Origin of the sequence: Botrimarina colliarenosi, assembly GCF_007859955.1 — a bacterium.
Taxonomy (GTDB): domain Bacteria; phylum Planctomycetota; class Planctomycetia; order Pirellulales; family Lacipirellulaceae; genus Botrimarina; species Botrimarina colliarenosi.
In genome coordinates this window covers 334177-348980 of record NZ_SJPR01000004.1, presented here as the reverse complement: position 1 = coordinate 348980, position 14804 = coordinate 334177, and the positions used below count along the sequence as shown (strand labels likewise).

Here is a 14804-nt window from a genome sequence, read left to right as displayed (position 1 = left end):
CACGCCGCCATTCGCAGGTTGGAAGCTGCCCGGAGCCAGCTATCGCCGCTACCGTCGGGGCCTATGGACGCCTACCACAAACTGCTGGGCATCCCGCCGAACGAGCGGCCGCCGAACCACTACCGCCTGCTGGCGATCGAGCTGTTCGAGACCAACCGCGAGGTCATCTCCAACGCCGCGCGGGGACGCTGCCAGTTCTTGCGGAGCGTGAGTCTCATGTCGCCCGAGGTCTCGGAGCCTTTGCTCAACGAGATCATGCAGGCCAAGTGTTGCCTTCTCGATCCGGTGCAGCGGGCCCAGTACGACCGCGAATTGCGGGCCCAAATGGCGGCCCCAGAAAGCAAGTTGGCGGTCGCCGAAAGGCCGGGCCCGGCGCCGGCCGAGGCGGCCCCGCTCGGCAGTCGCCAGGCCGCTCCGTTGTCGAATGGCGACGACGTCGCGTCGAGCTTCTCCTCCGAGTCGTGGCTGCTGGCGCCGGCTAAGACCGATGCATCGCTCCTCACCGAGTGGATCGTCGGCAGTGGATCGAAGGCCCACATCCGCGTCCGCGCCCCCTGGGTCTCGCGGCGTCACTGCCGGCTGTGGCGTGAGGGCGGGGTCGCCTGGATTGAGGACCTCGGCTCGACCAACGGCACCTTCGTCAACGAGGTCCCGCTCGCCGAGCCGACTCGGCTGTACGACGAAGACCTCGTGTCGTTGGGCCGCAAAACCCGGCTCCCGTGGCCGCTGCCCCGCGACTGTGCGGGCCGCGATCTGGAGGTCTACTCAATCGGTCGGGCTCCCGACTGCGACTATGTCCTCGATGACAAATCGGTGTCGCAGCATCACGCCCAGTTGCTCATTGAGGGGGACACCGTCCTGTTGCAAGACCTCGATTCACTCAATGGGACGCGCGTCGGCAGCCTTGCGAATCGCATCACCGAGTGCGAGTTGCCGGGACACGTGTCGGTCTATTTCGGCGGCGTGAAGTTGTTCGCCCAGGACTTGGTCCGGTCGGTCCGCCAGCGCTAGAGCGGCGCCGGGGGCGGCTTTCTCTTCAGACGGCCGGCGCCAGCTGCCGATAGCCTAATCGTCAAAGTCGACGAGAGCGGCAAACGCTGCGCAACCGGCATGACCGTGTCCACGGGAACCCCGCGATGACCAACCGATCCCCAAGCCGCCGCCCCTGCTGGCGCCGTTGGACGTCGTGCTGGCTCGTCGGCGTGGTGGCCGTGTCGGGGTGCCAGAGCTACGACCCCGGGTGCACGTTCTACGACTCGGCCGCGGCGGAGGTTTGTTACACCACGCCGGCCGGCGCCGCGTCGCAACTAACGATCGAACAGCCCGTTTCGTGCAACGAAGAAGGCGTCGACATGGAGGGGCCGATTGCGATCGACCCCAACACGCCGGTCGAGCACCAAGACATCTCGCTCGAAGAGGCGATCCAGCACGCGCTGCAAAACACCCGGGTGATGCGGGACCTGGGGGGCGTCATCACGACGCCCGACGCCCTCGTGTCGACGGTCTACGACCCGGCGGCCCAGTACAGCAATCCGCTGTCGGGCGAAGAGGCGGCGTTGTCGGCGTTCGACGCCACGTTCGCCGCCGGGGCGTTCTTCGAGAAGAACGACCGCCAGTTCAACAACAGCTTCATCGGTGACGGCGGCCAACTGACGCAGGACCTGGGCAACGCCAACTTCGAGCTCCGCAAACAGGCCGCCACCGGCACGCAGATGTTCATGCGGCATCTGCTCGAATCGGACTTCAACAACAATGTCGGCAACCGCTTCGGCAGCCCGAGCCAGTCGTTCCAGTCGATCGTCGAAGGCGAGATCCGCCAGCCCCTGCTGCAAGGCGCCGGCGTGCAATTCAACCGGATCGCCGGCCCCAACGCCCAACCGGGCCAGCTCAACGGCGTGCTGCTCGCCCGGACCCGCACGGATATTTCGCTTGCCGAGTTTGAGTCCGCGGTCCGCGATCTGGTGGCGAATGTCGAAAACGCCTACTGGGACCTCTACTTCGCCTACCGCGACCTCGACGCGAAGAAACGCGCCCGCGACTACGCCCTCGAGACCTACGAGAGCGTCGCGGTGCGGGCCCGCTTCGGCGACGAGGACGGCACGAACGAGAACATCGGCCAGGCGCTCGAACAGTACTGGCGTTACGAGTCAGAAGTCGTCAACGCCCAGACGGGCCGCACGCTCGATGGCACCCGCACCGGCAACGGCAGTGGCGGCGGCACCGGCCGCGCGCCGGTCGGCGTCCGCTTGGCCGAGCGGCGGTTGCGGCTGATCATCGGCATGCCAATCAACGGCGGCGCCGTGCTACGTCCCCGCGACGAGCCGCAGGTTGCGCCCGTCTCGTTCGATTGGTCGCGTCTCGCGTCGGCCGCTATCAACGAACGCCCCGAACTACGGGCCCAGCGCTGGCGGATCAAGCAACTCGAGCTCGAGCTGATCGCCGGCCGCAACCTGCTGCTGCCCGATCTTGACGTGGTCGGCCGGTACCGCTGGCGTGGTTTCGGCGAGGACCTCGTGAATCAGTCGAACCAGCCGTTCAGCAGCGCCTACGGCGACCTGACCGACGGCAACTTCCAGGAATGGCAGGTCGGCGTCGAGCTCGAGGTGCCCCTCGGCTTCCGCCGGGCCCATACGGCGGTGCGGAACTCGGAGCACGCGTTGGCCCGGTCCCGCGCGATCTTCAAAGAGCAGAAGCGCGACGTCGTTTTCGGCCTCAGCAACGCGATCGCCGATGTCCAGCGCGCGTTCGCCGTCGTCCAGGCGCAGTACAACCGCTTCCAGGCCGCCGAGCGGCAGATCGCGGCGCTCAACCAGCTCGAGAAGTCGGGCGAGACGTCGATCGACCTCAAGCTCGAAGCGCAACGCCGCGTGCTCGACACCGAGATCCTCTACCACCAAGCGACCGTCGACTACGCGCTCGCTTTGCGGAACGTCTACTTCGAGACCGGCACGCTGCTCAATTACAACAACATCGTGCTGGCCGAGGGGGCGTCGCCGTCGTGCGCCTACGCCGACGCGGTCGACCTCTCGCAGCGTCGCACCAAACCGCTCGACTACACACGCCGCGACGCGGTGATCTCGGCCGGTCCGGCGCTGTAGCGCGCCACGCCTACTCGTCGTCCGCGTACTCGATCTGAACTTGAACGATCGCGTCACGCTGGGCCTGAAAGGCGTCGAGGACCTCCGGATCGAAATGCTTGCCGCGGCCCTCTTCGATGATTTCGAGGCACTTGCCGAGCGGGAACGCCGCTTTGTAGGGACGCCGGCTGCTGAGCGCGTCGAAGACGTCCGCCACGGCGGTGATGCGGCCCTCGATCGGGATATCCGCCCCGGCCAGCCCGAGCGGGTAGCCGCTGCCGTCCCACTTCTCGTGGTGGGTGAGAGAGATCCGGCTTGCCAATTGCAGGACCGGAGAGGTGCAGTCCTCGAGCAAGATGGACCCGAGTTTCGCGTGCCCAATGAACGCCGCAAACTCGGAGGCGTCCATCGACGTGACGATCTTCTTCCCGAACGCGCTGTGCTTCTGCATCAGCTCAAACTCTTCCGGGTCGAGTTTGCCAGGCTTCAACAAAATGGCGTCGGGGATGCCAATCTTGCCGATGTCGTGCAGGGTCGCAGCGACCTCGATCAGCTGGGCGTCGTTCTCGGCGCTTCCGAGCTGACGAGCGATTAAGCCGGCGTACCGACCGACACGGAGGACGTGGCGTCCGGTCTCGTTATCGCGGAACTCGGCCGCCCGGGCGAGGCAATGGATCACTTCGCGGCGTGACCGCTCGAGCTCCACCGTGCGGCGCGCGACAAGTTTCTCCAGCGCGTCTTCACGGCCCTTCACCAGCAAGGCGTTGCGGACCCGCGGCGTCAGTTCGTTCGGGTCGACGGGCTTCGCCAGAAAGTCGGTTGCGCCGAGGTTCAGCGCTTGCGCTTTGGTCGCGCTGTCGCAACTGGCGGTTAGGATCAGCACCGGCATCGGGTCGAGCGCCCGGTCCGTGCGGATGGTCTCGAGGATCTCAAGGCCGCTAACCTGCGGCATCATGAGGTCGAGCAGGAGGATGTCGGGCGGGTTGGCGTAGATCTTCGCGATCGCTTGCGTCGCGTCGGTAACCTCTTCGAACCGCTGATACCCGGCCCGCTGTAGGAACTTCCGCACCACGGTGACGTTGAGCGGCTCGTCGTCGACGATCATCACCCGCGGTTCAGTCATGACCCGCGCGTCGGTAGCGACGGCTGCCAGCGGGGCGGCAGGGGACGCGGTGACGGGGGGAGGGCTGAGCGTTGTCATGTGGATTGGCTTCTAGAGTCGATCTGGTTAAGCAGGGACGCCATCAAGTTTCACAACCAGCCGACGGCGCAGTTGGCGGAGAGCGTCGATCTTCACCCGGACTAGCGCGATGGTTGGCGAACCCTTCAGCGAGTCTTCGAGGTCGCGGGCCGCGTTCGATACGGCCGTGTAGCCGGCGGTGCCGCCCGACCCCTTAAACCAGTGAGCCACTTTGCGCAGCTCTTGCCAATCGCTGGCGTCGACGAGCTTGGCCATCCGCGCGAGCTCGTCGGAGTACTTCGCCAGGAAGGCCGCCGCGACGTCGCAGAACTCTTCGTCGTCGGTCGGCAGCAGGCTGGGGATCGGCTCGTTCGATTCCGGCGCCGCCTCCAGCACTGGCGCTTCGACGGCGATTTCACCGCGCAGTGCGGCCAGCTTCGCCATCAAGCGGGGCGCCTCGATCGGCTTGGTCAAGTAGTCGCTGCATCCCGAGTCGAGACAGCGCTGCTCGTCACCCATCATGGCGTGAGCAGTTAGCGCGATGATCGGACCACCGTAGTTGGCTTCGCGGAGCCGGCTTGCCGCGGTGTAGCCGTCCATGACCGGCATCTGCATGTCCATCAGAATGGCGTCGAAGTCGCACGCCAGGGCGGCGTCGACCCCTTCCTGGCCGTTGTTGGCCATCTCGACCTCGGCGCCGGCCCGGCGGAGCACTAGGCTGATTAGCCGCCGGTTCGTCTCGCCGTCTTCGACGACGAGCACCCGCAGGCCTTCGAGCCCGACTTGGCCGTGTGACTTGCTGTCCGCAGAACGGGTTAGGTGCGAATCGACCGCGTCGCAGACCGGGCGAGAATTCGAGGCGACGCCGGAGAGGTCTCCCGCCGGCAGCCGCAGAGTGAAGCAACTCCCTTGGCCCGGCTTGCTCGTGACCGAGATCGATCCCCCCATCGCCTCGGTGAGCCGTCGGCAGATCGCCAGGCCGAGGCCCGTGCCGCCGAACCGTCGTGTCACCGACGCGTCCGCCTGGACGAACGGGTTGAAGATTTCGCCCAGCTTGTCTTCCGCGATGCCGACGCCGGTGTCGGTGACATCGAGTCGCAGCGTCGCGTCGTCGCCGTGCGCCTCGATCGCGGCGACGACGCGGACGCCCCCGTGTTCCGTGAACTTGACCGCGTTGCCGACGAGATTCACCAACAGTTGCCGCAACCGGGCGCCGTCCGTATGGACGACCGTCGGAGCCGGGGTCCGCCACTCGCAGTCGAGGGTGATCCCCTTCTGGACGGCTTTCACCCGCAGCAGCGACATCACCTCGGCCAGCACCCGATTGGGATCGGTCGGTTCTTTTTCAACGCGGACTTCAACGGCTTCGATCTTCGAGAGATCGAGCACGTCGTTGATCAGTTCTAGCAGGTGCTTCCCGCTGGTTGAGATGGTCTCGATCTGACCGCGCCGCTCGGCGTCGAGTTCGTTGCTGTCGCTCAGCAGCAGATCGGCGAAGCCGAGGATGGCGTTCAGAGGGGTGCGGATCTCGTGGCTCATGTTGGCGAGGAACTCGCTCTTCGAGCGGTTCGCTTCGGTCGCCTTGTGCATGGCCGCTTTGATCGCCTTCTCTCCGTTGCGTTGCTCGATAGCGAGGCTGGCGAGGGAGCCGGCCGACAACAAGAGCCCGAGCTCGTCGTCGTTCGGCTCTCGGCTGTGCTTGTAAAACAGGGTCAGCACCGCCAGCAGACGACCGTCAGCGGTAACGACCGGGATCGCCCAACAGGCGCCGCCGTGGGCCGTCGATTCAAAGCCCGAGGCGTCAACCACAGCGGATCGTTGGTTGTGGAGGTCGAACTCCGGCTGGAGCGTGACGGCCGCTCGCGCCGGGGCGGCGCCGAGTTTGCTGTAGGGGAGCTGACGCAGTCCCTCGCGTTGCTGGCCGCTGATCTGCAGGCCGATCGCGTCGCCGAACCATTCGCTGTTGGCTTCGACAGCCGAGATCGCGACGGTGGTGTTGCCGATGTGGCGTTCGACCTCGCCGATCAGGGCGCCGAGCACTTCGGGCAATGGGGCCCCGCTGGCCAGCAGCTGGAGCACTCTTGTCTGTCCCGAGGCGACCGACTCCGCGTGGCGCCGCTCAAGGACTTCGCGATGCAACTCACGGGTCCGGTCGCGGACCCGGCCATTCAGTTTGTCGTGGGCCTCCTGCAGGTTCCGGTCGGCGGTCTCAACCCGGTCGAGCATGGCGTCGAACACCGCGCAGAGCTTGCCGAGCTGTCCGAGGGGGCGCTCGCCAACGCGGACCGAATAGTCTCCCTCCGAAGAGACGCGTTCGGCGGTCTTCGCGAGCAGGTCGATCGGCCCCGAGATGCGCCGCTGCATCCGCGCCGCCAAAGTCGCCGCTACGGCCAGCGAGATCGTGAAGACCAGGCCAACAATGAACGGATAGTTCGCCTGTTGCTCGTGCAGGTCGTCGTTCGTGGCTTGCAAGTAGAGCGAGCCGACGCGCTGCCCCCGGTGGTGGATCGGTTGAAAGAGTTGCGTCTGGTCGTCGTTGGTCCTCTGTAGCCACGCGCTATCACCGGGCTCGGGGAACTCGTCACCGAACATCTCGTCGCGTAAGTATTCGGCGACGACCCGTCCCTGCGGGTCGTAGAGGCAAGCCGAGGTAACCGTCGGCTCGAGCCGCAACGCGCCCAGATGGAGGTCCGCTTCTTCCCAGGACTCGGCGGCCATCTCGGGGCCGGCGTTGCGCGCCACGACCGCCGCGTAGCGGTAGAGCTGCTGCTGCTTGCTCGTCATCATCACGCGGAGGTCGTTCAGCGTGAACGCCGCGCAGGCGACCGCCAGCGCCGTCGCTGCCGAGAGGGCGGCGAGCAATTGGACTTGGTTGCGGATGCTCCCTAGGCGGTCGCGTAACATCACAGGGACGGCGGAAGAGATACTGGCGGGGTCGGCTTCTCACGCAAAAGCGCATAAGAACCACGAAAGTCTAGCCCGCTCCGCTGGGGGCTTCGTTCGGTCGATCGGGAGCGACCCGCCCCAATCGACCTGCCGCCGTCACGACCCCTTCAATTGTCGTTATCGTCGTCGAAAGTCCCGAAGAGCCGCGCCGCGTCGCGGGGGTCGTCGAGGCTGGCGGCCATCTTCGCCAGGGCCTCGGTTTCGATCTGACGGACCCGCTCGCGGGTCAGCCCCAGTTGCTCGCCAATCTCTTTGAGGGTCTTGGGATCGACGCCCCCGAGCCCGAACCGCAAGCGGAGGATCGTCGCCTCGCGGTCGTCCATCCGCTCAAGCATTTTCAGCACATGGCGGAGCGAGTCGCTCTCGACCATCCGCTCGTCCGGGGAGAGCTGCGATTCGTCCATGACCATGTCGCCCAGGGTCCAGCCCGCCTCGGTCTGGTCGGTCTGCGGCGTGGCGTTGTAGATCTTGATCGCTTTCTTGATGATCGGCAGCTTCTTCTTCGGGAGCCCCAGCACGCGGGCGATCTCTTCGGGGGTCGGCGTGCGGTCGAGCTCTTCGGTCAGCCGGGCCGACGCGCGACGCCACTTGCTCAGCAGTTCCACCATGTAGGCGGGGATGCGGATCGTCTTGCCCGTGTTGATCAGGGCCCGCTTGATCGACTGCTTGATCCAGTAACTGGCGTAGGTGCTGAACCGCGTGCCGACGGCGGGGTCGAAGCCCTCCACGGCGCGGAGCAAGCCGAGGTTGCCCTCTTCGATCAGGTCCTGCAACCCGAGCCCCTTGCCGGCGTAGCCGCGGGCGATATTCACCACCAGGCGGAGGTTGGCGCGGACCATCCGGTCACGCGACGCGAGGTCGCCATTGCCGATGTTGACGGCCAGCTCCTTCTCTTCCGCCGCGGTGAGCAGGCGCGTCTCGTTGATTTCGCGGAGGTACGTCTCCAGCGGCGTCTGGACGGCCGAGTCGGAAAGGGTGCGTTTCTTGGTGGCGGCTGTCATGGGCGGTCGGCTGGCGGGGGCGTGGTGCGCCGGTGCATGGGGGCCGGGAGAGACCGGTACCTCCTCGCCGCGGGGCGAGACGGGTGCTTACAGAGGGGTATCGTCCCCGCCGGTGCGAAGGCTGCACGCGTAGGCAAACCGCGCGTGGTGCGCCGTTTGTGCCGGTCCCCCGATCGAGTCAGTTTTTCCGTCAGGACGAAAGCCACCGGCGCGTGCCTAACAAAAAACGGCGCCGCGTCCCCGGGGGGGCGCGGCGCCGTCGTGTTATCGCAATCGCAGCGGTCGCAACGGCTTTGGTTGGCCGTTGGCGACCGGTCGTCATTTTTCCTCTTCGGAAGCGTCGCTTGCCTCGGCCCCGTCGTCCGACGCCTCGGCCGAAACTTCGGCGGCAGGGGCTTCGGCGGTCGGCGACTTGAACAACGGCCCGTCGCCGGAACCGATGCCACCCTTGAGGTTCTCGCTGCCGGCGGCCGACGCGGACCCGACGGTGACGGCCTCGGGCTCGCCCTCGCCGCCCGCTTCTTCTTCGGCCCAATCGACGCGTTTGCGCGAGAGTCCGATCTTCCGCTCGTCGATGTCGACGCGGAGGACCTTGACCTCCATCTCGTCACCGACCTTGCAGATCTCTTCGGGGTTCTCGATCTTCTGGTCCGACAGTTCAGAGACGTGCAGCAGCCCCTCGAGGCCGTCTTCCAGGCCGATGAAGACACCGAAGTTGGTGATCTTCGTGACGGCGCCCTTCACGAGGTCGCCCGGCTGGTAGCGGTTGGGGATGTCGCTGGACCACGGGTCCTCGTCGAGCTGCTTCATGCCCAGGGCGATCCGGCGCCGTTCGGTGTCGACCGACAGGATCTTGCACTTGAGCAGTTGGCCCTTCTCGACGACCTCGCTGGGGTGGCTGACCTTGCGGGTCCAGCTCATGTCCGAGACGTGGAGCAAACCATCGATGCCTTCCTCGATCTCGATAAAGGCGCCGTAGTTGGTGAGGTTGCGGACGCGGCCCTCGACGTCGGCGCCGGGCGGGTAGCGATCGGCGACCTTGTCCCAGGGGTTGTCCTGGGTCTGCTTCATGCCGAGCGAGATCTCTTGCTTGTCTTGGTTGATGCCCAAGACCACCACCTCGACCTCGTCGTCGACCTGCACCAGCTCGCTGGGGTGGCTGATCCGCTTGGTCCAGCTCATCTCGGAAATGTGCACCAGGCCCTCGATGCCGTCCTCGAGCTTGACGAAGGCGCCGTAGCTCATGACGTTGACGACGTGGCCCTTCACGCGGGTGCCGACGGGATAGGTCGACGGGACCTTTTCCCACGGGCTGGGGCTCTTCTGCTTCAGGCCCAGGGCGATCTTCTCACGCTCGTAGTCGATATGGAGGACCATCACCTCCAGCTCGTCCTCGATCTTCACCATCTCGCTGGGGTGATTGATGCGGCCCCAACTCATGTCGGTGATGTGCAGCAGGCCGTCGATGCCACCCAGGTCGACGAACGCGCCGAAGTCGGCGATGTTCTTCACGACGCCCGTGCGGATGTCGCCGATCGAGAGGGTCTTGAGCAGATCGGCCTTCTTCGAGGCGCGCTCTTGCTCGATCAGGCTGCGGCGGCTGACGACGATGTTGCGGCGTTCTTCGTCGATCTTGAGAACCATGCACTGGATCTCTTTGCCGATGTACTCGCCGATGTCGTGCGGACGGCGGATGTCGACCTGGCTCGCCGGCAAGAAGACGTTGACGCCGATATCGACCAGCAGGCCGCCCTTTATCTTGCGGATCACGGTGCCGGAAACGACGTCCCCTTCGTTGACGTCGGACATGACGCCCAACCACTGCTCGATCCGCTCGGCCTTCCGCTTCGAGAGGACCAGCATGCCACGCTCGTCGTGGCGACCGGCGACGTCCTCGACGTCCTCGACGAGCACGCGGATGATGTCGCCCGGCTTGGGCGGCTCCTCCGGCTCGGGGACTTCGAGGGGCTCGATTTCCGTGGCCTCGGGGTCGTGCCCGTAGGGGTCTTCCTCGATCTCCGGCTCCCACTCGGAGAGGGGGATCAACCCTTCGCTCTTGTAGCCGACGTCGACGACAACAAACTCGTTGTCGATCCGGATGACCCGGCCCTCGACGATCTGATTGATCGAGACGTCTTCGCCTTCTAGCCAGGCGGTTTCGTCGATGAGCTCCTGATCGCCCATCACGGCGACGAGGTCTTCGTCGGTGACGTCGTACTGATTGAGCAGGTTACGGTTGACCATGAAATCCTTACTTAGGCGCCGATCACGGCGGCGGTCTTCAGAGGCGGGCGACCCATGCCAACGGGGAGAAATGGGGTCGCAGGACGGTCGTCGGGCGAGAGAAACTCGTCCCGGACTGGCGCCGCATAGAAGACTGCGCGGGCGGCGACACAGGGGGTTAAGGGTAAAGAAACTGCCCGGGGTTTGCCTCGGCGCCCACGGCCGAGCCCCAAAAGCGGGCGTTAAGCTCCGCAGAATAGCGGTTTGTGCGGGTTGCGGCAACCGCAACACGGCGGATGAATGCCGGCGCAGGGCCTCAACGCCGGGAGTTCAGCGCCCGGGCCTGCTCTACGCACGCGCGGACGCTCGCTTCGGCCAGTCGCACCAGTTCGTCGTCGCTGAGATGGGCGTAGGCGTCGTAGGGCAGGGGCTCGCCGTAGTGCATGGCGACCCGCCCGGTAAGGCGTGGACGGCTCGCGCCTTTCGGCCAAACCTCGTGGACGCCGGCGAAACCGAGCGGCACGATCGTCGCCCGCGATCGGCGGACGAGGGCGACAAACCCCGGTTTGAAGGTCTTGAGCTCGCCCGCGTCGGAGCGCGTCCCCTCGGGAAAGAGGAGCATCGCCCCGCCCTGTTTCAGCCGCTTGAGCATCGCCTTGATGCCGGCAATCCCCGAGCCGTCGCGGTCGACCGGCACCGCGTCGTAGGAGCTGATCAGCCAGCCGAGCGCGCCGACGAACAGGGTGTCGCGTGCCAAGTAACTTAGCTGCCGCCGCGTCGCCCCGCCGACGAGGGGGGGGTCGAAGTGGCTAGTGTGATTGGCGAGCAAGACCACGGGCCCCTCGCTGGGGACCCGATCACGCCCCTCGGTCCGCAACCCATAGAGCAGTTTGGCGACGGCCCAGATTGCCGTGCTGGTGAGCCAGTACCAGAAAGTTTTGACAAGTCCCCGGCGATAGGTCGGGGGAGTCCCCTCCGACGCTTTTGGCGCTTTGCCCAAAGTCACTCCCTCGATCAGTTGGCGGTCGTCCGGCGGCGTTCTTCGACGATCTCCAACAGCCGGTCGACGACTTCCTCGCGGGAAAGCCCATCGGTTGAGACTTCGATGGCGTCCTCCGCCTTGTAGAGCTTGCCCACGGCGCGGGTGCTGTCGCCCTGATCGCGGACCCGCTGTTTTTCCAGCACGTCGGTACGCGTAACGTGCTCGCCACGCTGGACGAGGTCGATAAACCGCCGCTCGGCCCGGACCTCCTCGCTGGCGGTGAGGAAAATCTTGCACTCGGCGTCGGGGAAGACGACGGTCGATTGGTCGCGGCCTTCGGTCACGACATCGACCCCGTCGGCAAGACGCCGTTGGTGATCGACCAACTGGGCGCGGACCCGCGGGCAGTCGGCCGCGTAGCGGGTGGCCGTCGTAATCTCAAGGGTGCGGATCGCCTTGGTGACGTCGCGGCCGTCGAGCAGGACGCGGTCGTCGTCGAGCGAGATCTCGACTTCCTCGGCCACGCCCTCAAGGGCCGCGGTGTCCGTTAGATCGACCCCCCGCTCGAGGGCGGCGAGGGTCACGGCCCGGTACATCGAACCGGTGTCGAGAAAGCGGAAACCCAGCCGGCGGGCCAGCTCGCGGGCGGCGCTGCTCTTTCCGGCCCCGGCGGGACCGTCGATCGTCACGACCATAGCGGGGGCGATCAACGCGGAGCGGGACGGGGGAGCGAAGCCGGTAGGGTCGGCGATGGTCTGGCGGTTGGCCACACCGGAAGTTTAGCAGCATCAGGGCGACGCACACTACCCGCCCGTGCGCGTCGTGTCCGCCGCCTAGCGTAGGCCGGGCGTCCCGTAGCCCGATTGGACCGGAGGGGCGGGTTTTGCAGGCTTTGGAGCGGATCTGCCTACGGGCGCGTCCCGATTGTTTTCACGGAGGGGCCAAAGCGACTAGAATTAGGAATGGACAGAAAGAGGCCAATCTTGCCGCCTCGACCCCGGCCATTGGCTGTGGCGTCGATTAGGATGGGTTCGGCCTGTGTTCAGGCTCTTCCGCAAGAACCCCCGTTGCGTTGTCGGCGATCCGGTCGACGCAGCGTCCCTTAAACCCTAGTCCCTTAAACCCTAGAAGGCGTCCTCCTCCGTGAGGCCGTAAGCAGCGATGGCGAAATCTGGAGCCGTCTGGGGCATCGACATCGGTCAGAGCGCGCTGAAGGCGTTGCGCTGCCGCCCCCACGAGTCGGACGAGGGCCGCCTCGTTGTCGAGGCGTTCGACTACATCGAGTACCCGAAGCTGCTCAGCCAGCCCGACGCCGAGCCGGAGGAGATCGTCCGCGACGCGATCGCGACCTTCCTCGAGCGGAACGAGCTGAAGGGGGACCACGTCGCGATGAGCGTCCCCGGGCAAGCCGGCCTGGCGCGCTTCATCAAGCTGCCGCCGGTCGAGCAGAAGAAGATCCCCGACATCGTCAAGTACGAGGCCCGGCAGCAGATCCCCTTCCAACTGGAAGACGTCGTTTGGGACTACCAGCCGCTGGCGGGCGGCAACCAGGAAGAGGGGTACGCCCTCGAGACCGAGATCGGCCTGTTTGCGATGAAACGCGACCAGGTCGCCCGCTCGCTCGAACCGCTCCGCCGGGCCGGTATCGAGATCGACTACATCCAACTCGCGCCGCTGGCGCTTTACAACTACGTCTGTTTCGACCGGCTCGGTGAGCTGCTGGCCGAGCCCTACGACCCAGAAAACCCGCCGCGGTCGGTTGTCCTGCTGTCGCTCGGCGTCGATACGACCGACCTGGTGGTCACCAACGGGTTCCGGGTCTGGCAGCGCAGCATCCAGATCGGCGGCAGCCACTTCACCAAGGCGCTCACCAAGGAGCTGAAGCTCACCTTCGGCAAAGCCGAGCACCTGAAGAAGAACGCCGCCAAGGCGGAAGACCCCAAGGCGGTCTTCCAGGCGATGCGGCCGGTCTTTAGCGACCTCGTGGCCGAGATCCAGCGTTCGATCGGCTTCTTCATGAGCAACAACCGGGGCGCCGAGCTCTCGGAAGTGATCGCGGTCGGCAACGCCATGAAGTTGCCGGGGTTGCAGCGTTACCTGGCGCAGAATCTCGACATCCCGGTCAAAATGGCCGACGAGTTCGACGCGCTAGCCGGCGGCAGCGTCACGGCCCAGCCCGCCTTCCAGCAGAACCAGCTCAGCTTCCCCGTCGCTTACGGCCTCTGCGTGCAGGGGCTCGGCCGGGCGCAGATGGGCACCAACTTGCTGCCGGACGAGATCGTCATGCAGCGGGTCATCCGGGCCAAGAAGCCTTGGGCCGTTGCGGCCGCCGCGGCCCTGATGGCGGGCCTCGCCATCAACTACAGCGGCTACGTCTCGGCCTACCAAACGGTTGACGTCGAGAACGACTGGAAGCAGGCCCTTAGCCAGTCGCAGCAGGTGGCCCAGCGGACGTCGGGTTGGACCAGTGCGAATCAGGACCAGAAGACGAAGTTCGACGACGTCCTGCAGATCGGCAACAACCTCGCGAGCAACGTCGATGGCCGCCTGCTCTGGCCCGAGCTCTGGTCGGCGATCAACGCGGCGATCCCGCAAGACAAGCGTCCCGAGGAAGAACGCAAGCAGACCGCCGAGGACGTGAGTTCGCGCGAAGAGATCCACATCACGTCGCTCGACTGCAAGCAGTTCGACGATCTCTCGACGTGGTTTGCGACGGTCAGCCCGATCTGGGAAGAGGCCCAGCAAAGCCGCGACCGCGACGCCGCGGCGACGCCCACAACCGACCCCGCCGCCGAGGTCGATCCCGCGGCGGAAGGGGCCGAAGCCGCAGCTCCGGTGGAACCGCCGGTCGATGAGTACGGCGGCGGCGCCGAGTATGCCGAGGCGGGCGGGGCTGGCGCCGGCCCCACGGGACCCGGCTGGGTGATCCAGCTCCGTGGGCACCACTTCCACAACAGCCGTGGCGGGCTTATCGGTCAGCAGTTCGTCCGCGAGACGCTGATAGAGAACCTCATCTCGGGCAAGATTCAGCTCCCCGACGGCGAAATCGGTCCCGACGGCAAGCCCGAACTGATCGACGTGACTTTCGAAGAGTTGGGCATTGGCTACCCCGTGGTGGTCACGAAACGCCGAACCGTTTCGGTCGAGTACGATCCCGAAGCGCTCGAGGGCGAAGAGGCCGGGCGAGGACGCCGAACGGCGCTTGCCGAGTCGAGTCCCCGCCTCGGGGGGCGGCCCGGCGCCGACGCGCCCGCCGTTCCCGAGCTTTGGAAGCTGCAGCGATACGATTTTGTCGTGCAGTTCTCCTGGAAACCGACACTAAGGCACTCGCGCGATTTGGCCCGCAAGGGCCTGGTCGATGGCGCCGCCGAAGCGGAAGGCTACTAGCGAAGTCA

At 66.0% G+C, this 14804-nt stretch carries 9 protein-coding genes; 3 read left to right on the top strand and 6 right to left on the bottom strand.

Annotation, left to right across the window (positions count from 1 at the left end; translation table 11 throughout):
* The first annotated feature begins 63 nt into the window (after window positions 1–63).
* Together Pla108_RS15465 and Pla108_RS15460 are read left to right on the top strand one after the other, a co-directional pair.
* Window positions 64–1011, top strand: a complete 948-nt coding sequence (locus Pla108_RS15465) for an FHA domain-containing protein (protein WP_146445861.1) — start codon at window positions 64–66, stop codon at window positions 1009–1011.
* Between the two features lie 125 nt (window positions 1012–1136).
* The gene (locus tag Pla108_RS15460; protein ID WP_146445860.1) at window positions 1137–3098 is read left to right on the top strand and encodes a TolC family protein; all 1962 of its coding nucleotides are present in this window, start codon (window positions 1137–1139) and stop codon (window positions 3096–3098) included.
* A 10-nt stretch (window positions 3099–3108) separates the two neighbouring features.
* On the opposite strand, the gene Pla108_RS15455 is transcribed toward Pla108_RS15460, so the two are convergent.
* The 6 genes from Pla108_RS15455 to cmk all read right to left on the bottom strand — a co-directional run bounded on the left by Pla108_RS15455 (window position 3109) and on the right by cmk (window position 12179).
* Window positions 3109–4278 carry an HD-GYP domain-containing protein gene (locus Pla108_RS15455; protein WP_146445859.1) on the bottom strand — a complete coding sequence of 390 codons (1170 nt, stop codon included), beginning with the start codon at window positions 4276–4278 and terminating at the stop codon, window positions 3109–3111.
* A 27-nt stretch (window positions 4279–4305) separates the two neighbouring features.
* The gene (locus Pla108_RS15450) at window positions 4306–7161 is read right to left on the bottom strand and encodes an ATP-binding protein (protein WP_146445858.1); all 2856 of its coding nucleotides are present in this window, start codon (window positions 7159–7161) and stop codon (window positions 4306–4308) included.
* 149 nt (window positions 7162–7310) lie between these two features.
* Window positions 7311–8204 (bottom strand): sigma-70 family RNA polymerase sigma factor, encoded by an 894-nt coding sequence (locus Pla108_RS15445; RefSeq protein WP_146445857.1) that lies wholly within the window; start codon window positions 8202–8204, stop codon window positions 7311–7313.
* A 318-nt stretch (window positions 8205–8522) separates the two neighbouring features.
* Entirely contained in the window at window positions 8523–10388 is a 1866-nt protein-coding gene (locus Pla108_RS15440; protein WP_449240201.1) for a 30S ribosomal protein S1, read from the bottom strand.
* A gap of 355 nt (window positions 10389–10743) precedes the next feature.
* On the bottom strand, window positions 10744–11427 hold the full coding sequence (locus tag Pla108_RS15435; RefSeq protein WP_197526605.1) for a lysophospholipid acyltransferase family protein: 684 nt from the start codon (window positions 11425–11427) through the stop codon (window positions 10744–10746).
* Window positions 11428–11441: 14 nt separating this feature from the next.
* Window positions 11442–12179, bottom strand: coding sequence for a (d)CMP kinase (gene cmk, locus Pla108_RS15430; RefSeq protein WP_231934528.1), 738 nt, complete (start codon window positions 12177–12179; stop codon window positions 11442–11444).
* Between the two features lie 391 nt (window positions 12180–12570).
* Here cmk and pilM point away from each other — a divergent pair, with 391 nt between their 5' ends.
* Window positions 12571–14796, top strand: coding sequence for a type IV pilus assembly protein PilM (gene pilM, locus Pla108_RS15425; RefSeq protein WP_146445854.1), 2226 nt, complete (start codon window positions 12571–12573; stop codon window positions 14794–14796).
* The last annotated feature ends 8 nt before the right edge of the window (window positions 14797–14804 follow it).